Origin of the sequence: Paraburkholderia megapolitana, from assembly GCF_007556815.1 — a bacterium.
GTDB lineage: Bacteria > Pseudomonadota > Gammaproteobacteria > Burkholderiales > Burkholderiaceae > Paraburkholderia > Paraburkholderia megapolitana.
Genome location: NZ_CP041743.1, coordinates 758,786 through 780,505, shown reverse-complemented (window position 1 = coordinate 780,505; position 21,720 = coordinate 758,786). Strand labels below are relative to the sequence as shown.

Annotated in this window: 10 protein-coding genes; 4 read left to right on the top strand and 6 right to left on the bottom strand. The window is 64.6% G+C overall.

All coding sequences use genetic code 11. The features are described 5' to 3' along the window. Nucleotides 1-8: 8 nt before the first annotated feature. From FNZ07_RS03300 to FNZ07_RS03275, 6 genes are all read right to left on the bottom strand, one after another. Nucleotides 9-572: a SiaB family protein kinase gene (locus FNZ07_RS03300; protein ID WP_091008432.1), complete on the bottom strand. Its 564-nt coding sequence runs from the start codon at nucleotides 570-572 to the stop codon at nucleotides 9-11. A gap of 2 nt (nucleotides 573-574) precedes the next feature. Beyond that, a complete protein-coding gene (locus FNZ07_RS03295) occupies nucleotides 575-1,861 on the bottom strand; it encodes a SpoIIE family protein phosphatase (protein ID WP_091008429.1) in 1,287 nt (428 codons plus the stop codon). Nucleotides 1,862-2,215: 354 nt separating this feature from the next. Beyond that, nucleotides 2,216-3,931, bottom strand: a complete 1,716-nt coding sequence (gene leuA, locus FNZ07_RS03290) for a 2-isopropylmalate synthase (RefSeq protein WP_091008427.1) — start codon at nucleotides 3,929-3,931, stop codon at nucleotides 2,216-2,218. 453 nt (nucleotides 3,932-4,384) lie between these two features. Further along, nucleotides 4,385-4,660, bottom strand: coding sequence for a BrnA antitoxin family protein (locus FNZ07_RS03285; protein WP_091008421.1), 276 nt, complete (start codon nucleotides 4,658-4,660; stop codon nucleotides 4,385-4,387). Then, complete coding sequence (locus FNZ07_RS03280) at nucleotides 4,632-4,913, bottom strand: BrnT family toxin (RefSeq protein WP_091008418.1); 282 nt, start codon at nucleotides 4,911-4,913, stop codon at nucleotides 4,632-4,634. The genes FNZ07_RS03285 and FNZ07_RS03280 overlap by 29 nt, the downstream gene beginning before the upstream one ends. 189 nt (nucleotides 4,914-5,102) lie before the next feature. After that, nucleotides 5,103-6,011, bottom strand: a complete 909-nt coding sequence (locus tag FNZ07_RS03275; protein WP_091008416.1) for a LysR family transcriptional regulator — start codon at nucleotides 6,009-6,011, stop codon at nucleotides 5,103-5,105. Nucleotides 6,012-6,098: 87 nt separating this feature from the next. Here FNZ07_RS03275 and FNZ07_RS03270 point away from each other — a divergent pair, with 87 nt between their 5' ends. The 4 genes from FNZ07_RS03270 to FNZ07_RS03255 all read left to right on the top strand — a co-directional run bounded on the left by FNZ07_RS03270 (nucleotide 6,099) and on the right by FNZ07_RS03255 (nucleotide 21,682). Further along, nucleotides 6,099-7,238 (top strand): alanine racemase, encoded by a 1,140-nt coding sequence (locus FNZ07_RS03270; protein ID WP_091008413.1) that lies wholly within the window; start codon nucleotides 6,099-6,101, stop codon nucleotides 7,236-7,238. Nucleotides 7,239-7,263: 25 nt separating this feature from the next. Beyond that, nucleotides 7,264-7,659, top strand: a complete 396-nt coding sequence (locus FNZ07_RS03265) for a RidA family protein (RefSeq protein ID WP_245811366.1) — start codon at nucleotides 7,264-7,266, stop codon at nucleotides 7,657-7,659. A gap of 3 nt (nucleotides 7,660-7,662) precedes the next feature. After that, a complete protein-coding gene (locus FNZ07_RS03260; RefSeq protein WP_091008410.1) occupies nucleotides 7,663-8,319 on the top strand; it encodes an HAD family hydrolase in 657 nt (218 codons plus the stop codon). Between the two features lie 850 nt (nucleotides 8,320-9,169). Further along, nucleotides 9,170-21,682, top strand: a complete 12,513-nt coding sequence (locus tag FNZ07_RS03255; protein WP_322788628.1) for an autotransporter-associated beta strand repeat-containing protein — start codon at nucleotides 9,170-9,172, stop codon at nucleotides 21,680-21,682. The last annotated feature ends 38 nt before the right edge of the window (nucleotides 21,683-21,720 follow it).

Genomic DNA, 21,720 nt, shown 5'->3' with positions numbered 1-21,720 from the left:
CCTCGGGGTTAGACAAAAGCCTTGATATAAAAACGCGAGAAGCGTCCAGCCGACGCTTCGTCGTCGTAAAACGCGTACTCGACCGGCTGGATGCTGTCGCGTGCGATCGTCAGCAGGCCGAGACCGGCGCCTTTGCTGATCGTGTCGGTGTTCGCGTGGTCGTCGTTGGCGAGTTGCTCGCGATAGGCGGCCTTGATCTCGTCGAGCGACATCTGCTTCAGCTGGTCGAGCCTGCCGGCGATGCGTGCAACGTGCTCGACCGGCACCAGGTTGCCGCACACGATCCAGTACGACGTTGCGTCGCGGCCTACTGCGATGGCGCCCGGTCGTGCCTCGGTATCGCTAGGCGTTTCGACGCAGCCGCCGTAGTGCAGCACGTTCTGCGCCATTTCCATGAAAGTCGAAAACAGCTTGCGCTTGGCGGCACCGCCCACACTTTCCAGTTCAAGCCGACTCTTCAGATTGGCCGACAGCGAACGCCGCACTTCTTCATCGAAGTGGCCGGCGTAGTAGTACACGAGACCGGCGTCGCCGGCTGCATCGCGAAAGCTTTCGAACGCGCGGAAATCCATCGTTATGCCTCGTTCGTGAAAGCGAAGAAACACACGTCGTCGCGCCGATGTTGCTGGCCTTGCCATTCGGCGAAGCTTGCAAGCAGCGTGTCGCCGAACTGCTGAGGACGCTCGTCGCGGTGGTCGGCAAACAGCTTGTACAGACGCTTGCGGCCGTGCGCGATCTGTTTCGGGCCGCCGACCTGATCGATGATGCCGTCGGTCGTGACGAACGCGCGGTAGCCGGTCTGCAACGTATGGCGGCGCGTGGTGAAGGCAAAGTCATCGGGGGTGTCGCTGTAGCCGACGCCCATCCGGTCGCCTTCGAGCAGCAGCACCTCGGGTTGTTGTGCATCGAGCACCGCCAGTTCGAGACGTGCGCTCGCATACTGCAAGTCGAGACCGTTGCCGGTGAGCACGAACATGAAAGCATCGAGGCCATCGTCGGATTTGCCTTCGTGCACGACGTGCGCTTCACCGCCCGTTGCGTGCTGGCCGAGTACCTTCTTGATGTAGCGGTTCAGTTCCGACAGCACCTGTGCCGGATCGGGTTCTTCGCAACCGGTCGCGACGCGGTTTTCGAGGAACGACAACGTGATCAGCGTCATGAACGCGCCCGGCACACCGTGCCCGGTGCAGTCGATCAGTGCGCCGAACATGCCGTTGCGTGTCGCGCGAAAGAAGTAGCAGTCGCCACCGACGACATCGCGCGGCAGCCATTCGAGCCGCGCGGACGGCAGGCACGCGGCGAGTTCCGTCTGCGAATGCCGCAGGTTCGATTGCTGGATCGCTGACGCATACTCGATGCTCGACAACAACTGGCGCGTTTTGGCGGCTTCGATATCCGACATCGCGCGGATCAGCGCCATGCCGCTGCCGATGCCGAAGTACTGGCCATCGCGCGTGCAGATGAAGCCGTCTTTCATCACGCGGGATTCGGGCTCGACGGCATTGCGCACGACGACTTCGATCGGCGTATCGGCACCGACCATCAACGGTTCCTGATTCGCAAACGACAGGCAACTGCGCTTACCGAACACCTCGCGGCTAAACGGCCGGCCGTACTGCTCCATGAACACGTTGCGGTTCACGAGCGCGACAGGTGCGCCGTTCTTGACCACCGCAACGGCTTCAACGTCGGGTGCGTCGAGAAACCAGTTCTGCAGATCGGCGTTGCTCATGTCCGACGCGACGGCGGGCGTGTCGACGGCGATCTGGCCTGCGTGTACGACGAGCGCCGGTTGCGTCGCGTCCTGTTGATCGGAACTGGCGGTAGCCAGTGCGCTGTACAGCTGTTCGATACTTGCCATGAAGGATCTCGTTGCAACGCGGAAGTCGGAGGTGCTGGCTGCTTTTGCGCCACGTCGTCGTGTTCGGCAAAAGAAACGCAGTGCCCGCGAAATTAGCGCTGACGCATGACAGAATCGTTAATGGAATTGGTGAATCGCGCGATGTGAGGTGCTTTTTTTCAGGTACGCGATGTGATGCAAAAAAACTGCGATACAGGGCTAAAGTTTTCTGTGTGGCGGTCGATAACTTAAGGCTCGATGCTATGTGCAGGCGTGGTACGTCCACGCAAGACATATCGTCGGAGCGTAAAAAAGGGATGCCCACCTGCAAGCGCGGACACCCCTTTCACTCCGGTAATTGATCGCAGCCGGGTTCTACACCGCAGCGTGATCCGCCTCACGCAACACCGCGTCGAAGAAACGCTGCTGCGCGTCATCGCCGCAACGCGCATACGCACGATTGATCCCGCTGATCACCGCGCGGATCGATGCCGTCACCAGATTCGCATCGATCCCGACGCCGAACGCGTTGCCCACTACGTCCGTTCCGGCCATCTCCGCAATCGCGATCGCGCGCGCGTCGGCGCCCTGCGTCAGCGCGCGTTCTTCGTAATGCTGGATGCGCACGGGAGTACGCAGCGCATGCATCAACGCATCCAGCGGGCCATTGCCTGCGCCGCTCACGACGGTGCGCTTGCCGTGAATATCGACCGTCAGCTGGATGTGCTCGCGCTCGCCGCGCTCGCTCAGACTATGGCCGACATAGTGCAGCGGCGCCTGGCTGTCGACGTATTCCTGCTCGAACAGCGTAAAGATCTGCTGCGGTGTGACTTCGTGGCCGCTGTCGTCAGTGAGCTGTTGCACGGCCGCGCTGAAATCGACCTGCAGGCGGCGCGGCAAGACGACGCCGTACGACTGTTCGAGCAGATAGGCGATGCCGCCTTTGCCCGACTGGCTGTTCACGCGGATGATCGAGTCGTACGTGCGGCCGAGGTCGTTCGGGTCGACCGGCAGGTACGGCATTTCCCAGATCGCGTCGGGCTTCTGCATCGTGAAGCCTTTCTTGATCGCATCCTGGTGCGAGCCCGAGAACGCCGTGAACACCAGATCGCCGACATACGGATGGCGCGGATGAATCGGCAATTGCGTGCATTCCTCGGCCGTACGCGCCACTTCGTTGATGTTCGAGAAATCGAGGCCCGGGTCGACGCCTTGCGTGTACAGGTTCAACGCGAGTGTGACGAGGTCGACGTTGCCGGTGCGCTCGCCGTTGCCGAACAGACATCCTTCGATACGATCGGCGCCTGCCATCACCGCGAGTTCCGCTGCGGCGACCGCGGTGCCCCGATCGTTATGCGGATGCACCGACAGGATCAGCGAATCGCGTCGCGCGAGATTGCGGTGCATCCATTCGATCTGGTCCGCGTAGAAGTTCGGCGTACCGATCTCGACCGTGGCGGGCAGATTGACGATGGCCTTGTGCTGCGGCGTCGGTTGCCAGATGTCGAAGACGGCGTCGCACACTTCCTTGGCGAAATCGAGTTCGGTGCCGGTGAAGGTTTCAGGGCTGTATTGCAGGGTGAAATGCGTGTCTGTCGCCGCATCGGCGAAGCGCTTGATCGTACGCGCTGCGTTCTGCGCCAGCGTCTTCACGCCGTCGCGGTCCAGTCCGAACACCCACTTGCGGAATTCGGGCGCGGTCGCGTTGTACAGGTGAACGATCGCACGCGGCACGCCGCGCAGCGATTCGAACGTGCGCTCGATCAGATCGTCGCGTGCCTGCGTGAGGACTTCGATCGTTACGTCATCAGGAATGTGACCGCCTTCGATCAGCTCGCGCACGAAATTGAAGTCGGTCTGCGACGCGGACGGAAACGCGACTTCGATTTCCTTGAAACCGATCGCGACCAGCGTCTTGAACATGCGCATCTTGCGCTGCGCATCCATCGGTTCGAACAGCGCCTGGTTGCCGTCGCGCAGATCGGTGCTCATCCAGATCGGCGCGTGCGTGATGGTGCGCGAAGGCCAGGCGCGGTCCGGCAAGTTGACGGGCGTAAAGGGGCGGTACTTGGTGGCAGGGTTCTTCAACATGATGGGTCTCGCTCAATGGATGTGAATGAATGGCTGGGTCGCAATCGGTCAGGTCGCGCGATATAGCGGACGTAGGCGGGCGCTTCGCGTAATAGCTCGGGCGAAGGAGGCGGGACAGCTGGGGTAGGAGGGTTTCATCGTGGTCATCCGTGGGTTCGACAGGTTGGGTGTCGACCGGATGAGCAAACGAAAAAGCATCGCCTCCGGTCGGAAACCGGGGCAAGGTCAGCAAACTGGGGATTTAGCGGCGCTTCAGCAGAAACAGATGTTGTACGCGCGCAGCAGCAGACCTGGCCCGGTGGAGCGGGCTAGTAGGTCTAGCGATAGGGAGGTAATCGGCGCGTACATGGTGCGACATAAAATCACATGTTTTGAGATGCGTCAAGTTTTGCGTGTTTTCGCGCTGGGCGCAATTGCCCTCGGCTTCTGGCTAAAGCGTGACAGTGACGACCGTCACGCGTGATGGGTTTCGAGCCACTCGCGCAACGCGTCATTCATTCGCGTCTGCCAGCCTTCGCCGCTTTCTCTGAATCGCTCGATAACCTCCGCATCGTATCGAACGGTAACCGCGACCTTGGGATTGGCGATCTTCGGGCGGCCGCCACGTTTTCTCATCTGCGCGAACTGCTCGTCGCTGGGTTCGAACGTGTCGGGGTCAGCCTCGATGCCGCGTGCGATTGCGGCTTCTTCCTCGGGTGTGTTACGGATCAGTGCAGGTCGCTTCTTCATAGCGTTCGATTTCCCGGTTATTGGCTTTGCGCAGGCTGATTACCCTGAAGGTTTCGCCACGCTGCGTGAACACGACGCAGTACAGGCGTGCACCGATCACCGCATAGCCAATCTCGCGCAACTCGCCGTAGTCCCTCCGGATGTCGGGCGCGCACCATACGGACGACCAGTCGATAGCTTCGGCGAGTCCCAGTGAAACGCTGTGCTTTGCTTCGTTAACCTCACTCTTTGTGCGGTCGTGAGTCGTTTTCATCGGTTATTGTAGTTACATAAATTAACCGCGGCAACATGTTTTTGTAACTACGTTAACTATTGCTCGCGCAGAAGCGTCGTAGGATACCGGCCGTCGGTGCGTTTTGGCGTTCAATGGCCGTTTGGCCTACCTTTCTGCCGCAGCCCCAAAGCGGATAGTTCTATTTTGCTTCTGGCAGTTTTACGTGTTTCACCGCACACGCCACGGCGCAACCGGCCGAAACCGCGCCTGCAAATGCCGCATGAACATCGTCGTACGCATCGGCAGGCCGGTGCGCTGATGCGTCAGCGCGATCACGTTCGCATCGGGCAGCTTCCACGCAGGCAACAGCCGCACCAGCGTGCCGCGTGCGACGTCATCGGCGACATCCCACTCCGATCGCACGATCACACCGCGCCCTTCGAGCGCCCAGCGACGGATCACATCGCCGTCATTGCAACTCAACCGGCCCGGCACGCGCACGCTGCGCGTGGTGCGACCTTTGCTGAAATGCCATAGCGTCACGTCCTCGTTGTTTTCAGGCAGTGCGATGCAGGGCAATGCCGCCAGCGCTTCCGGCGTGGCGGGCATGCCGTATCGCTTCACGAACGCGGGCGACGCGCACGCCCACCGTGCGTTCGGCGCGACTGCGTAACCGATCAGGTTCGACAGCCGCAGTTCGCCGATATGCACGACGACATCGAAGCGGTCCGCGATTTCGGTGAGCGGCTCGTCCGACAGCGTGAGCGCGATATCCACTTCCGGGTGCAGCTCCTGGAAGTGCGCCGCCGCGGGCGCCACATAGCGCCTGCCGAAACCAAGCGGCGCATTGATCTTCAACGTGCCGACCATGCCGCCGCGACGCGCGTGGAGATCGTCGAGCAGCGCATCGAACTGTTCGATCAGCACAGCGCCGCGCGTGCAGAGCAATTCGCCTTCTTCGGTAAAGCGCAACCGGCGCGCGGAACGATCGACGAGCCGTACATCGAGCCGCCGTTCGATCTGCTGCAGCCGCTGCGTCACCGCCGACGGCGTCAGGCCGAGCGTACGGGCGGCGGCAAGCAGGTTCTCGCTGGCGCGGATGGTGAGCAGAAAGCGCAGGTCGGCGGAGTCTTTCATTTCAGTCTCACTAAATCTATGAATAAGCGACGCTAAATTGTAGGGCAGGCAATCGCGTTTATCCTAGATGCTCTTCTGGAGACGAGCATGCCCGCTGCACTGTCATCGATTGAAACCCCGGCGTTACTGCTGGATCACTCCCGCATGGATGCCAACATCGCACGGATGCGTACGCATCTGGCGAGGCTCGGCGTACCGATGCGTCCGCACGTGAAAACCAGCAAATGCATCGAAGCAACACGACGGCTGTTCGATACGGGCGTCGGTCCGATTACCGTATCGACGCTGCGCGAAGCGCAGTTTTTCTTCGAGCACGGCTTCACGGACATTCTGTATGGCGTGGCCATCGCGCCGAACCGTTTCGAGGCCACCGCGGATCTGATCCGCGCAGGTGTGTCGCTCAAGCTCGTGCTCGACAGTCTGGAAACCGCGAGTTTGCTTGCCGAATATGCGCGTACGCATCGTCAGGCGTTCGATGTGCTGCTGGAAATCGACTGCGATGGACACCGTTCTGGTCTGCCGCCGGACTCGCCATTAATCGTCGAGATCGCGCAACTCCTGCGCGCCGCCGGCATCGACGTACAGGGCGTGATGACGCATGCGGGGAATTCCTACGACAGCCGTTCCGTCGACGAGATTGTTCGCTATGCGCATCAGGAGCGCGATGCGGTCGTTGTTGCCGCGCGGCGGTTGCGCGAAGCAGGCTTCGCTGCGCCGGTCGTCAGCGTCGGTTCGACGCCGACCGCGTTGTTCGCCGACGATCTGAGCGGCGTGACCGAAGTCCGCGCCGGCGTATTCATCTTTTTCGATCTCGTCATGGCGGGGCTCGGTGTGTGTACGCAAGCGGATATCGCGGTGTCCGTGCTGACCACCGTCATCGGACATCAACCGCAAAAGGGCTGGACGATCGTCGACGCCGGGTGGATGGCGTTGTCGCGCGACCGTGGCACGGCGGCGCAGGCGGTCGATCAGGGCTACGGCGTGGTGTGCGATGCGAACGGCAAACCGCTCGACGACCTGATCGTGATCGCCGCGAACCAGGAGCACGGCATCGTCGCACTGCGCGACCCGGACGCGCGACAGGCGCACGCGTTGCACCTGCCGGTCGGCACGCAACTGCGTATTCTGCCGAATCACGCCTGCGCGACCTCGGCGCAGCACGCCGGGTATCGTGTGCTCGACGAATCAGGTGCGCATGAATACTGGCCGCGCATCGCCGGCTGGTAATCTGAACCGATCTACAGGAGACGTAATGATGCAAACCATCTTCACCGAACACGCACCGAAACCCGCCGGACACTACTCGCAGGGCATCGTATCGGGCGGCTTCATATACGTTGCCGGACAGCTTCCCATCGATCCGGTCACCGGCTCGATCCCCGATGGCATCGCCGAGCAGGCCGAGCGCGCGCTGAAAAACGTACAGGCGATTCTCGAAGCCGGTGGGGTGTCGGTGGCTGGGCTCGTGAGCGTGCAGCTCTTCATCACGAGCGTCGAGTTGTGGCCGGAGATCAACCGCGTCTATGCCGCCTTCATGGGCGAGCATCGACCCGCGCGCACGGTGGTGCCGGTCGGCCCGCTGCATCACGGCGTGCTGATCGAGATCAACGCGGTGGCCGAAGTCGGCACGCCGCCCCGCGAGGGCTGACCGATGACCGTTCTGCAACCGCCTGCGGATCGACCGCGCATTCAGTTTGTGCTGTTCGATCTGCTGACCGCCGTGCTCGATTCGTGGACGCTCTGGAATGCGGTGGCCGGATCGGCAGAACTCGGCTCGCAATGGCGCATGGCGTATCTGAAGCTGACTTATGGATGCGGCCGCTATGTTCGTTACGAGTCGCTGGTTGCGCAGGCGGCGGCAAGTGTCGGTCTCGACTCAGGCTGTGCGAGCGAACTCGAGCGGCGCTGGAACGAACTGCGGGCATGGCCGGAAGCGGGCGCCGTGCTTGCGGATCTGAAGCAGCACTACAAGCTCGGCGTCGTCACGAACTGTTCGGTGGCGCTCGGCCATCTCGCGGCGACAATTCCTGGCGTCGCTTTCGATGTGGTGGTGACGTCGGAGGAAGCCGGCTTCTATAAGCCCGATCCCGCACCTTATCTGCTGGCGCTCGACAGACTAGGCGCGCGCCCGGAGAACACGGTGTTTGTCGCGGGCTCGGCCTACGACCTGTTCGGAACCGCGCAGGTCGGGCTGCCGACTTACTGGCACAACCGCATCGGTCTGTCCGCTCCGGATGGAGCGCCCGCTCCGTTCGCGACGCGGCCTACGCTCGATGATCTACCCGCCGATATTCTGCGGCTGATGTAGTCGGCGTCGTGATGCTTCCAGGTCTCGGGTCATACGTCGTGAGGATGTGACCCGACGATCTACTTTGCACGCCGCTGCCCGACAAATCGCATCACGCAGAAACAAACCGTTCCGGATACACGAACGACTCTCCAGCAATTTATTCCGCTGCCGCATTGCCACTTCCCGCATTAAATCGACTAATACTGCATTCAGCCGACATACTTTAATCGGTTTGCCATGCCTTTTGCGTGCACTGCAAAAATCTGATGGTTTGCTTCTTGCAATGGCGTGAAGTTGATATAAGCTGATGAGTGCCGCCAAGGCAACAATGAAAACGACTGACTGAGAGAAACGGAAAATGATCCGGAGGGCATGGAATAAATGATCAAGTCCTGATCGCGCGGGGTCGCGCCTCATTTTAATGTGCTGGCTGTGCTGTTCGGTGCGTTGGGTAACGCGCTGGGGCTTTTTGCGCCCTGCGTTTAATTACCTGCCTGCACCGCGGTAACGGCTGTGCCCGATATACAGGCTGTGCCTGATATCTAGAAAGAGAATCGCCGGTTCGATCTGAACCACGGTGAGTGTTTCATATTGCCGTTTTAATCTGATTTGCGGTCTTTGAGTAATGTCCAATTCAGGTTTCTGGGGGAAGAAAATAGTGAAAACTACCGGCCAAAAACGCAGCCGCGATCGGCAAACAATTGTCCCTTTTACAGGTGTTTTTCTGGCGCTGCTGAGCGCTGGCATTGGGACGGCACAGGCAACGTGTACCGGCACCACGACTGTGGAATGCTCGACTGGCATCCCGTCGGCGGCCTATACAAACAGCTCCAGCCCCGTCACAGTCAACGTCGACGCGGGCGCTACTGTGGACACACTGCTTGGAGTTGGCACTGCGATGACGCTGACCGGCAGCAACGTGACGTTGGTCAACGCGGGCACGATCGATCCTTCGTTTCTCGGGATAGGCGGTGTACTGGCGAGCGGCGCGATTATCGGCAATGCGGCAGCTACCAGCGTGTCGGTCACCAACGCCAGCGGCGGCTTAATGAGGGGGACGTCTGGGGCGCTGAGCCTGAACTTTAGCGGTGTGACCGGGTTGGCGCTAGCGGTGCAGACCGCTGCCACCGGCACAACGAACATTACCAACAGCGGCACCATCAGTGCGGCGAGTATCCTCGGCGCCGTGCTCGGAACCGGCGACGCGCCTGTGGTCGGTGTGTACGGCGGCGGGCAGGTGACCTTCAACAATGCTGTCGGCGGCACTATCAATGGCCGCGTTGCTTTTCAGGGCTCCGCGGGCGGCAACACGTTCACCAACTCTGGGACGCTTAATGGCAGCGTGTCGCTCGGCGGGGGCGGTAACAACCAGTTTATCGCTAACACAGGTTCGACGTTTTCTACCAACGCCGGCACCGGAGCTGTGCTCCCGGTCACGGGACTGACGGGTGGCACGCTGTCCTTCGCGGCAACAAACACCGTCGATGCCGGCGTCGGCACCAACAACACGATCACCCTGCAGCAGGGCGCCGGCAGCTCCACGACCGGCGCGATCACCAATACGAACTTCCTCAATTTCCAGAACCTGAATCTCAGCGGCGGCACGTGGACGTTGACCGGCGCATCGACGGTGTCGAATGCGACGCTCGGCGGTGTGGCGATTATCAACAGCGGCGCAGGGCTTGGCACCGGACTGGTTACCAGCAACGGGGGCGGGCTGCAGTCCTCGCTTGCCGGAATTAGTCTTGCCAATGCATTCACGCTGGGTGCCGGCGGCTTGACGGCAGGAGGGACGAGTGCCTTCACGCTGGGCGGCATTCTGAGCGGCACCGGCGCATTGATCTCGAATGTCACCGGCGGTCTCACACTAGGTGGCCTGAACACGTTTAGCGGCGGCACGACCCTGGGCGGCGGCTCGCTGCTGCTCGGTACGGCCACAGCACTGGGCAACGGCGCATTGAACGTGACCGGCTCGGCAACGCTCGATGCGAGTGTCGCCGGTCTGTCTGTCGGCACTGGGATCAGCATCGGTACGGGCAACACGCTAACGCTTGGCGGCAGCAACGCGCTCGGTCTGAACGGCATCATCGGCGGCGCGGGCGGGCTCACGAAAATCGGCACGGCGACTGTGACGCTGGGCGGCGCGAATACCTTTGGCGGCGGTCTCGCGATCAATGCCGGCACGCTCGCGCTCGGCGCAGCCGGCAGCCTGCTGGCGAGCACCAACGTGACGCTGGGCGGTGCGACCGCGGGCTTCGATATCAGCGCCGCGACCGGCGCACAGACCATCGGCGAGCTGTCGGGCACGGGTGGCACGGTCACGCTCGGCGCGAATAACCTGACGTTCGGCGATGGGACTGCGCAGACCTTCGGTGGTGCGATTACGGGTACGGGCGGTATCACCAAGAACGGCACCGGTATTCAGACATTCACCGGCGCAAGCAACTTCACCGGCACAGCAACGATCAACGGCGGCACGCTGGCACTGTCCGGTGCGGGTACGCTGTCGGGCGGTACCAATCTGGTTCTCGGTAACACCGGTGCAACGCTCGACGTGAGCGGCGCCACCGGCGTCCCGGTAATCGGCACGCTGACCGGTGCCGCGGGCACCGGCGTGACGCTCGGTGCGCACAACCTGACGCTGTCCGGATTCGCGGACGCCAACTTCGGTGGTGTGATCTCCGGTACCGGCGGTCTCACGATGGCAGGCACCGACACGCAAACGTTGACCGGCGCGAACACCTACACCGGCGGCACGACGATCAACGCTGGCACACTCGCGATCGGCGCAGGCGGCAGCCTCGCCGCAACCGGCTCGGTGACGCTCGGCGCGGGGGGCGCAGTGTTCGACCTCACTGGGGCCACGGGCGCGCAGACCATCGGCGCGCTTTCCGGTCTCGCAGGCAGCGCGTTGAAGCTCGGCGCCAACAACCTGACCTTCGGCAACGCGACGGCTCAGACCTTCGGCGGCAGCATCAGTGGCACAGGCGGCATCACCAAGAACGGCACGGGCACGCAGACCTTCTCGGGCGCGAACACCTTCACCGGCGCCGCGACGATCAATGCCGGCACGCTGGCACTGTCGGGTGCGGGCTCGTTGTCCGCCGATGTCAATCTGGCCGGTCTCGGCACCGGTCTCAACATCAGCGGTGCCACCGGCACTGCGGCGATCGGTGCGTTGACCGGTGTGGTGGGCAGCACCGTGACGCTCGGCGCGAACACGCTGAATCTGGGTAGCGCGACGAGCGGTATCTTCGCGGGCGCGATCGGCGGTACGGGTGGCATCAACCTGGGCGGTACCGGTACGCTCACGCTGAGCGGCGCAAACACCTTCACCGGCGGCACGACCATTAGCGGTAACGGCACGCTCGCGCTTGGCGCAGGCGGTTCGCTGGCGGTCACCGGCGGTGTGAATCTGACGGGCGCGAATGCGGGCTTCGACATCAGTGCAGCGACCGGCCCGCTGACAATTGGCGCGTTGTCCGGCACAGGCGGCACCCTCTCGCTCGGCGCGAACAACCTGACCTTCGGCGATGGCACGAACACGTCGTTCGGGGGCGTGATCGGCGGTACGGGTGGGCTCACCAAGCAGGGCAGCGGCACGGCGACGCTGAGTGGCGCGAATACGTTTAGCGGCGGCTTCAACCTGAACGCGGGCGGTCTGTCGATCGGCGGCAGCGCCGCGCTCGGTACCGGCACGTTCACCGTCGGCGGCGCGGCGACACTGTCCAGCACCGGCGCGGCGACGCTCGGCAACAACGTGGTACTGAACGCCGGACTGACCGTGACGGGTGCCAATGCAGTCACGCTGAACGGCGTACTGTCCGGCATCGGTGGGCTGACGATGAACGGCACGGGCGCGTTGACACTGAACGGCGCGAACACCTACACGGGCGGCACCAACATCAACTCGGGCACGGTGGCGCTCGGCGCCAACGCGAGTCTGGCGGCGACCGGTACCGTGAACCTCGCAACCGGTGCGACCTTCGATCTGTCGGCCGGTAACGGCCAGCAGGTGTTCGGCACGCTGGTCGGCAACGGTAACGTGAATCTGGGTTCGAATTCCCTGACGCTTGGTTCTGCGCTCAACGGAACGTTTAGCGGCTCGGTGGGCGGTACCGGTGGCCTTCTCAAGGTCGGCGCCGGTATCGAAACGCTGACCGGCGCGAACACGTTCACCGGTGGTACGACGATCAGCGCCGGCACACTGGCGCTCGGCGCGGGCGGTAGCCTCGCGGCAACCGGCGCCGTGACGCTCGGCGGCCTCGGCACGGGCTTCGATATCAGCGGAGCGACGGGCAATCAGACGATCGGCTCACTGGCCGGCACGGGCGGTGCGGTAACGCTGGGTGCTAACTCGCTGACGCTGGGCACCACCGGAAGCAGCAGCTTCGGCGGCACGATCGGCGGTACCGGCGGTCTCGTGATGGCGGGCACCGGCACGCAAACGCTGACCGGTGCGAACACATTCACTGGCGGCACGACGGTCAACGCCGGGACGCTGGCACTCGGCGCGGGCGGCAGTCTTGCCGCGGGCGGCGCAGTCACGCTCGGCGGTGCGGGCGCGACGCTCGACCTGAGCGCAGCGAGCGGCCCGCAAGTCATCGGTGCGCTGTCTGGCATCGGCGGTACGCTGGCACTCGGCGGAAACAACCTGAGCTTCGGCGGTGCGGGCAGCCTGTCCTTCGGCGGCGCGATCACAGGTACGGGCGGCGTCACCAAGCTCGGTACCGGTACGGAAACGCTGACCGGCGCGAACACGTTCACTGGCGGTTTGACGATCGGTGCCGGCACGCTCGCGCTCGGCGCAGGCGGCAGCCTGGCGGCGGGTGGCTCGGTTAATCTCAGCGGCGCGGGTGCGGGCTTCGACATCAGCGCGGCGACGGGTGCGCAGACCATCGGCGCGCTCTCCGGTCTCGCGGGGACCACGGTCGCGCTTGGTGCGAACACGCTGAATCTCGGCGGCACGGGCGGTGGAATTTTCGGCGGTGTGATCGGCGGTACCGGCGGTCTTAACCTGACTGGCACCGGCACGCAAACGCTGACCGGTGCGAATACGTTCACAGGCGGTACGACGATCGGTGCCGGCGGCACGCTTGCGCTCGGCGCGGGAGGCAGTCTCGCTGCGACGGGCTCGGTGAATCTGGGCGGTGCGGGCGCAACCTTCGACCTCAGCGCAGCGACGGGTCCGCAAACGATCGGCGCGCTGATCGGCGCAGCGGGCAACGTGGCGCTCGGTGCGAACAACCTGACCTTCGGCGACGGCTCGAACCAGACCTTCGGCGGCACGATTGCCGGCGCGGGTGGGCTCGTCAAGCAGGGCACCGGCACGGAAACGCTGAACGGTGCGAATACGTTTAGCGGCGGTGTAACGCTGAATGCCGGCGGTCTCACACTAGGCGCAAACGCGGCGCTCGGAACGGGCGGCTTGACGCTCGGCGGCTCGGCGACACTCGATACGAACGTCGGCGGTCTGTCGATCGGCAACAACATCAACCTCGGTGCTCCGGGCAATGCGCTGACGCTGGGCGGCAGCAATGCGCTGAGCCTCGGCGGCGTGATCAGCGGTGCGGGCAACCTCGTGAAGAACGGCGCCGGCGCAGTGACGCTGACGGCCGCGAATACCTTTAGCGGCGGCACCAACATCAACAACGGCACGCTCGCGCTCAGTGGAGCTGGCGCGCTTGCGGCAACCGGCGCGGTGACGTTGGGCGGTGCGGGAGCGAGCCTCGACATTAGCGGCAGTGGGTTCAGCGGCCTGACCATCGGTGCGTTGTCGGGTACGGCGGGTACGGTCTCACTGGGCGCGAAGGAACTGACCTTCGGTGACGCCAGCAACCAGACCTTCGGCGGCAGCTTCACGGGCTCGGGCGCCATCATCAAGAACGGTGCGGGCATCGAAACGCTGACCGGTGCAAGCACGTTGGCCAACGCGGCGATCAACGCCGGCACGCTGGCATTGTCGGGTGCGGGCTCGCTGTCCGCGGGCACGACCGTCAATCTCCTGAGCCCCGGTACCACGTTCGACATCACCGCTGCTACCGGTACGCCGACCATCGGCGCGCTGGACGGCCTGGCGGGCACCGCCGTGACGCTCGGCGCGAACACGCTGAACCTCGGCGGCTCGGGGAGCGAGACCTTCGGTGGCGTGATCAGCGGCACCGGTGGTCTCAACGTGAATGGCAACGCCACGCAACCGCTGACGCAAACGCTGACCGGCGCGAACACGTTCACGGGCGGTACGACGATCGGCAACGGCACGCTTGCGATCGGCGCGGGCGGTTCGCTGGCAGCAACGGGCGCCGTGAGTCTGGGAGGCGCGGGCGCAACGTTCGACCTCAGCGCAGCAACCGGTCCCGTGACGATCGGCGCGCTGTCCGGCGCGGCAGGTAACCTCGCGCTCGGCGCGAACAACCTGACCTTCGGCGATGGCGCGAGCACGGCGTTCGGCGGCATTATCGGCGGCACGGGTAGCGTCACCAAGCAGGGCGCGGGTGTAGCGACCCTGACCGGCGCGAATACGTTCACCGGCGGCTTCAACCTGAACGCGGGCGGTCTCAACGTCGGCAACAACACGGCGCTCGGTACCGGCGCGCTGACGGTAGGCGGTGCGGCGACGCTGGCCAGTACTGCCGCGACGACGCTCGGTAATGCCATCGTCCTCAACGCCGGGCTGACCGTACAGGGCACCAACAACTTGACGTTGAACGGCACACTGTCCGGCATCGGCGGGCTGACCATGGGCGGCACCGGGGTGCTGACATTGGGCGGCACGAATACTTACACCGGTGGCACCAACATCAACTCGGGCACGCTGGCGCTCGGTGCCAGTGCGAGTCTGTCCGCGGGCGGTACCGTGAACCTCGCGACCGGCGCGACCTTCGATCTGTCGGCCGGCAACGGTCAGCAGGTATTCGGCACGCTGATCGGCAACGGTACCGTGAATCTGGGTGCCAATGGGCTGACACTCGGCTCTGCGACCAACGGGACGTTTAGCGGCGCTATTGCAGGCACAGGCAGTCTCCTCAAGGTCGGCACAGGCACTGAAACGCTGACCGGCGCGAATACGTTCACAGGCGGTACGACGATCAACGCGGGCACGCTCGCGATCGGCCCGGGCGGCAGCCTCGCGGCAACCGGCGGCGTGACGCTTGGTGGTCTCGGCGCGGGCTTCGACATCAGCACAGCGACCGGCAACCAAACGATCGGCGCACTAAATGGCGTAGCAGGCAGCACCGTGACGCTCGGCGCGAACAACCTGACGATCGGCGATGCCACGAGCCAGATCTTCGGCGGCGCGATTGCAGGCGCGGGTGGCCTCGTGATGGCGGGCAGCGGCAAGGAAACGCTGACCGGCCCGAACACCTTCACCGGCGGCACGACGATCAACAGCGGCACGCTCGCGATCGGCGCAGGCGGCAGCCTCGCGGCGACCGGTGCGGTGACGCTGGGCGGCGGAAGCTTCGACATCAGCGGCGCGACTACACCGCAGATCATCGGCGCGCTGTCGGGTACGGCGGGTACCGTTGCGCTCGGGGCGAACAACCTGACCTTCGGCGACGCGACCAACCAGACGTTCGGCGGCAGCATCACCGGTAGCGGCGGCATCATCAAGAGCGGTACCGGCATCGAAACGCTGACCGGTGCCAGCACGTTCACCGGTGGCGCAACGGTCAATGCCGGCACGCTGGCGTTGTCGGGCACGGGCTCGCTGTCGGCGGGTACCGACGTCAACCTGGCGAACCTCGGTGCGACGCTCGACATCAGTGGTGCAACTGCCGCTCCGACGATCGGCGCGTTGAACGGCGCACTGGGCAGCATCGTGACGCTCGGCGCGAACACGCTGAACATGGGCGGCACGTCGGCCGGCCTGTTTAGCGGCACGATCGGCGGCACGGGCGGCATTACCAAGAACGGCACCGGCACGCAGACACTGACCGGCGCGAATACCTACACCGGTCCGACGACGATCAACCAGGGCACGCTCGCGATCAGCGGTGGCGGCAGTCTCGCGGCGGGCAGTGCAGTGAATCTGGCCGGCGGTGCGGGCGCGGGTCTCGACATCAGCGGATCGACGGGCAACCAGACGGTCGGTGCGCTGTCGGGTGCGGCGGGCTCGACGGTGAACCTCGGTACGAAGTCGCTGAGTTTCGGCGACTCGACGAACCAGACGCTCGCGAGCAACGTCAGTGGCACGGGCGGCCTCGTGAAGCAGGGCAGCGGCGTCGAAACGCTGACCGGCAACAATACGTATAGCGGTGGGACGGTGCTGAACGCGGGTGGCCTGGTCGTCGGCAGCAATACGGCGCTCGGTACCGGCGCGTTGACGGTAGGCGGCAACTCGACACTGGACAGCAGCACCGCGACGACGCTCGGCAACGACATCCTGCTGAACGCCGGGCTGACGGTTCTGGGCACGAACAACCTGACGTTGAACGGCTCGCTGTCCGGTACCGGTAGCCTGACCAAGGACGGCAGCGCGACGCTGACCTTGAACGGCACCAACACCTACACGGGCGGCACGAACATCAACCAGGGCACGCTCGCGCTCGGTGCGAATGCGAGTCTGGCGGCGAGCGGCATCGTGGACGTAGCGACCGGCGCAACCTTCGATCTGTCGGCCGGCAACGGTCAGCAGGTGTTCGGTACGCTGACCGGCGGCGGCACGGTGAATCTCGGTTCCAACGCGCTGCAGGTCGGCGATGCGAACAACGGCACGTTTAGCGGCGCGGTTGCGGGCACGGGTAGTCTCGTCAAGGTCGGCACCGGCACGGAAACGCTGACAGGCGCGAACACCTACACCGGCGGTACGACGATCAACGGCGGCACGCTTGCGCTTGGTGCCGGTGGCAGCCTCGCGGCAACCGGCGGCGTGACGCTCGGTGGCATCGGCACGGGCTTCGATATCAGCGCGGCGACGGGTAACCAGACCATCGGCGCACTGAACGGCACGGGCGGCACGGTGACACTCGGTGCGAACAACCTGTCGATCGGCGATGCGACGAGCCAGATCTTCGGCGGCACGATCGCGGGCACGGGCGGCCTGACGATGCAGGGCACCGGCAAGGAAACGCTGACCGGTGCGAACACCTACACCGGTGGCACGACGGTCAACAGCGGCACACTCGCGATCGGCGCGGGCGGTAGCCTCGCGGCGACCGGTGCGGTGACGCTGGGCGGTACTGGAGCAAGCTTCGATATCAGTGGCGCGACTACGCCGCAGATCATCGGTGCGCTGTCGGGTACGGCGGGTACCGTTGCCCTCGGCGCGAACAACCTGACCTTCGGCGATGCGACGAACCAGACCTTCGGCGGCGGCATCACGGGCACCGGTGGGATCGTCAAACAAGGTACCGGTACTGAAACGCTGACGGGCACGAGTACCTTCACCGGCGGCGCAACGGTCAATGCGGGCACGCTGGCGTTGGCTGGTTCGGGTTCGCTGTCCGCGGGCACCGGCGTCAATCTCGCGAATGCCGGCACGTCGCTCGACATCAGCGGCGTCACCGCCGGCGGTACGCCGACGATCGGTACGCTGACCGGCGCGCTGGGCAGCACGGTGGCGCTTGGTGCTAATAACCTGACGCTCGGCGGTTCGGGGAACGGGACGTTCGCCGGCACGATCGGCGGTACGGGCGGCATCGTCAAGCAGGGCACCGGCACGGAAACGCTGACCGGCGCGAATACCTACACCGGCGGCACGACGGTCGGCAACGGTACGCTCGCCATCGGTGCGGGTGGCAGTCTTGCGGCTGGCGGCGCTGTGACACTCGCCGGCACGGGCGCCACGCTCGACCTGAGCGCGGCCGCTGGCCCGCAAATCATCGGCGCGCTCTCCGGCACCGCCGGTACGCTGGCACTCGGTGCGAACCCGTTGACGTTCGGCGACGGCAGCAACCAGACCTTCGGCGGCGCTATCACGGGCAGCGGTGGCATTACGAAGAGCGGGACCGGCACCGAAACGTTGACGGGCGCGAATACGTTCACAGGCGGCACGACGGTCGGTGATGGCACGCTCGCGATCGGCGCGGGCGGCAGCCTGCTGTCGACCGGTGCGGTCACGCTCGGCGCTACAGGTGCCTTTAACATCGGCGGTGCGACTACGCCGCAAACGATCGGTGCGCTGTCCGGTGTTGCGGGTAGCACCATCGGTCTCGGCGGTAATACGCTGGCGTTCGGCGATGCTACGAACCAGACCTTCGGCGGCGCTATCACGGGCACGGGCGGTATCACGAAGAACGGCGGCGGCACGCAGACGCTGACAGGTGCGAGCACCTTCACCGGCAACACGACGATCAACGACGGCACCATCGCACTGACCGGTGCGGGCACGTTGTCGGCGGGAACGAACGTGAATCTCGCCAGTGCCGGTACGTCGCTCGATATCACCGGTGTGACTGCCGGCAGCACGCCGACGGTCGGTGCGCTGTCCGGTGTCGCGGGAGCTAACGTGACGCTGGGCGGCAATACGCTGACGCTCGGTGGCGGCGCAAGCGGCAACTTCGGCGGCGTGATCGCGGGCACGGGCGGCATCCTCAAGAACGGTGCCGGCACGCAAACACTGACGGGCGCGAATACGTTCACCGGCGGTACGACGATCGACGGCGGCACGCTTGCGATCGGCGCAGGCGGCAGTCTTGCCGCGGGTAGCGGCGTGACGCTCGGCGGCACCGGCACCTTCGATATCAGCGCAGCGACGGGCGGCGGTACGACGCTCGGCACGTTGTCCGGTACGGCAGGCACCGTTGCTCTCGGCGCGAACAACCTGACCTTCGGCGACGGCACCAACCAGACCTTCGGCGGTGGCATCACGGGCACGGGCGGTATCGTCAAGCAAGGCACGGGCACGCAGACGCTGACAGGCGCGAGCACCTTCACCGGACCGACGACGGTCAACAACGGCACCCTCGCGCTGAGCGGTGCGGGCACGCTGTCGACCGGCACCAACGTGAACCTCGCGAACCCGGGCACGACGCTCGATGTAACCGGCGCGACCGGCACACCGACAGTCGGTTCGCTGACCGGCGGAGCGGGTACGAACGTGACGCTGGGCGGCAATTCGCTCACGCTCGGTGGCGGTTCGAACGGTACCTTTAGCGGCACGATCGCGGGCACGGGTGGCCTCATCAAGGATGGTCCGGGCACGCAGACGTTGACCGGCCCGAACACCTACACCGGAGGTACGACGCTCGCGGGCGGTACGACAGTGCTCGGCAACAACCAGTCGCTCGGTAGCGGAGCCATCACGGTAAGCGCACCGGCAACGCTCGATTCCACCACGGCGCTGAACCTCGGCAACGCGCTGAACCTGGGCTCGGCGGCGACGATCGGCGGTAGTCAGGATCTGACGCTGTCAGGCACCGTGTCGGGCACCGGCAGTCTCGTCAAGAATGGTGGCGCGGACCTGACACTGACCGGCAACAACACGTTCGCAGGCGGCACCACGCTCAACAACGGCACGCTGACGCTGGGTAGCGCCAACGCGCTGGGCACCGGCGGTCTGACGTTGAACGGCGGCACGTTGAACGGGAACAACACGAACCTGACACTGCCTTCGTTGAACGGCACGACAGGCGGTACGTTGAATCTCGGCTCGGGCAACCTGACAGTGAACGGCGGCAACTACGGCGGCGTGCTGGCGGGCACTGGAGCGGTCATCAAGCAGGGCGGCGATACGTTGACGCTTGCCGGCACGAACACCTACAGCGGTCCGACCACGGTTTCGGCGGGCACGCTCGCGGTGACGGGCTCGGTGGCGAACTCGGCGGTGACCGTGCAGAACGGCGCGACGGTGACGGGTACCGGGACGGTCGGTAGCCTGACGGTGGGCAGCGGCGGTACCGCGGCGGCACCGTCGCCTGGACAAACACTGAACGTAGCGGGCAACGTGTCGTTTGCGTCGGGTTCGATATTCAGCGTACCTGCCAACGCCCAGCAGCAGAGCGGAGCGGTGGACGCAACCGGCACCGCGACGCTGAGCGGCGGCGATGTGCAGGTGCTGGCCGGTCAGGGCAAATACGCGCCGTCGAGCAAGTATCAGATCCTGAGCGCGAACCAGGGCGTGAACGGTACCTTCGCCGGCGTGACGTCGAACCTCGCGTTCCTGACGCCGACGCTCAGCTACAGCCCGACCGCGGTGTTCCTCTCGCTGGTGCCGAACGGCGTGCTGTTCCAGCAGGTTGCGGTGACGCCGAACCAGCGCGCCGTCGCCATCGCGGCCGGCAATCTGCCGGCGACCAACGCGGTGTTCCAGGCGCTGTTCTCGTCTGATGCGCCGACGGCGCGTCAAGCGTTCAACACGCTCGATGGCGAGCTGTATGCAAGCACGAAGACCGCGCTGCTGCTCGACGGTCACTATCTGCGCGATGCTGTGATGGACCGGCTGCAAGACAGTATGGCGCCGACCGAAGGGCCGCTCGCGTCGACCGGATCGACAGGACAGGCGATGTGCGATAGCAGTCTCGCGCAAGGTGTGCTGCCGAGGAATCAGTTCGATGATCCGAACCCGGGTCACCGCGGCACGCGCGACGCCTGCTACGACAATCGTCTCTACCGGCCGGTTGTGTGGGCGCGGGCGTTCGGCTCGGATGGCAAGCTGAACGGCAACAGCAACGTGTCGGGTATCGACCAGACCACAACGGGGTTCATCGGCGGTGCGGACATGTCGATCAACAACCACTGGCGCGTCGGTGTGGCGGGCGGGGTGTCGCATAGCTCGCTCGACAATAGCCTGAGCTCGTCCGCTGGGATCGACAGCTACCACGTCGCGCTGTACGGCGGCGCGGAGTACGGTCCGCTCGGCGTGCGGTTGGGTACGTCGTATTCGTGGAACGACATCAAGACGGACCGCTACCAGAACTTCAGCGGCTTCACGGACCACGATAGCTCGAGCTACGACGCGGGACTCGCGCAGATCTTCGGCGAGGTCGGCTACAAGATCCCGTTGTGGGAACGCATCGCGGTCGAACCGTTCGCCGCTATCGCGTTCGAGAACCTGCATACCAACGGCTTCAGCGAAGACGGCGGCGCGGCCGCACTGCAGGCCAACTCCAGTTCGCAGAACATCGGCTTCTCGACCTTGGGTCTGCGCCTGTCGACGCGGTTTGGTTCGAGCCCGCAGCAGTGGTTCAGCGGACACGTGATGGCCGGCTGGCGTCACGCGATCGGCAACGTGCAGCCGGGTGCGAACCTGGCGTTTGTCGGCGGCGGGACGGGCTTCCAGGTGGCCGGTGTGCCGATTGCCCGCGATGCCGCGGTGGCCGAAGTGGGCGTCGATGCGAACATCTTCCACAACATCACGCTCGGGTTGTCGTATAGCGGTCAGTATGGTGGCGGGTACCATGACAACGCGATTATCGGCAGCTTGTGGTGGAAGTTCTAAAGCTGGCGGGGTATCGCCAGAGATGTGGATGTGAAACA

Excerpts from the sequence above, each read along its gene's own strand:
- FNZ07_RS03300 (WP_091008432.1), bottom strand. The coding sequence starts at position 572 with ATGGATTTCCGCGCGTTCGAAAGCTTTCGCGATGCAGCCGGCGACGCC.
- FNZ07_RS03295 (WP_091008429.1), bottom strand. The coding sequence starts at position 1,861 with ATGGCAAGTATCGAACAGCTGTACAGCGCACTGGCTACCGCCAGTTCC.
- leuA (WP_091008427.1), bottom strand. The coding sequence starts at position 3,931 with ATGTTGAAGAACCCTGCCACCAAGTACCGCCCCTTTACGCCCGTCAAC.
- FNZ07_RS03285 (WP_091008421.1), bottom strand. The coding sequence starts at position 4,660 with ATGAAGAAGCGACCTGCACTGATCCGTAACACACCCGAGGAAGAAGCC.
- FNZ07_RS03280 (WP_091008418.1), bottom strand. The coding sequence starts at position 4,913 with ATGAAAACGACTCACGACCGCACAAAGAGTGAGGTTAACGAAGCAAAG.
- FNZ07_RS03275 (WP_091008416.1), bottom strand. The coding sequence starts at position 6,011 with ATGAAAGACTCCGCCGACCTGCGCTTTCTGCTCACCATCCGCGCCAGC.
- FNZ07_RS03270 (WP_091008413.1), top strand. The coding sequence starts at position 6,099 with ATGCCCGCTGCACTGTCATCGATTGAAACCCCGGCGTTACTGCTGGAT.
- FNZ07_RS03265 (WP_245811366.1), top strand. The coding sequence starts at position 7,264 with ATGATGCAAACCATCTTCACCGAACACGCACCGAAACCCGCCGGACAC.
- FNZ07_RS03260 (WP_091008410.1), top strand. The coding sequence starts at position 7,663 with ATGACCGTTCTGCAACCGCCTGCGGATCGACCGCGCATTCAGTTTGTG.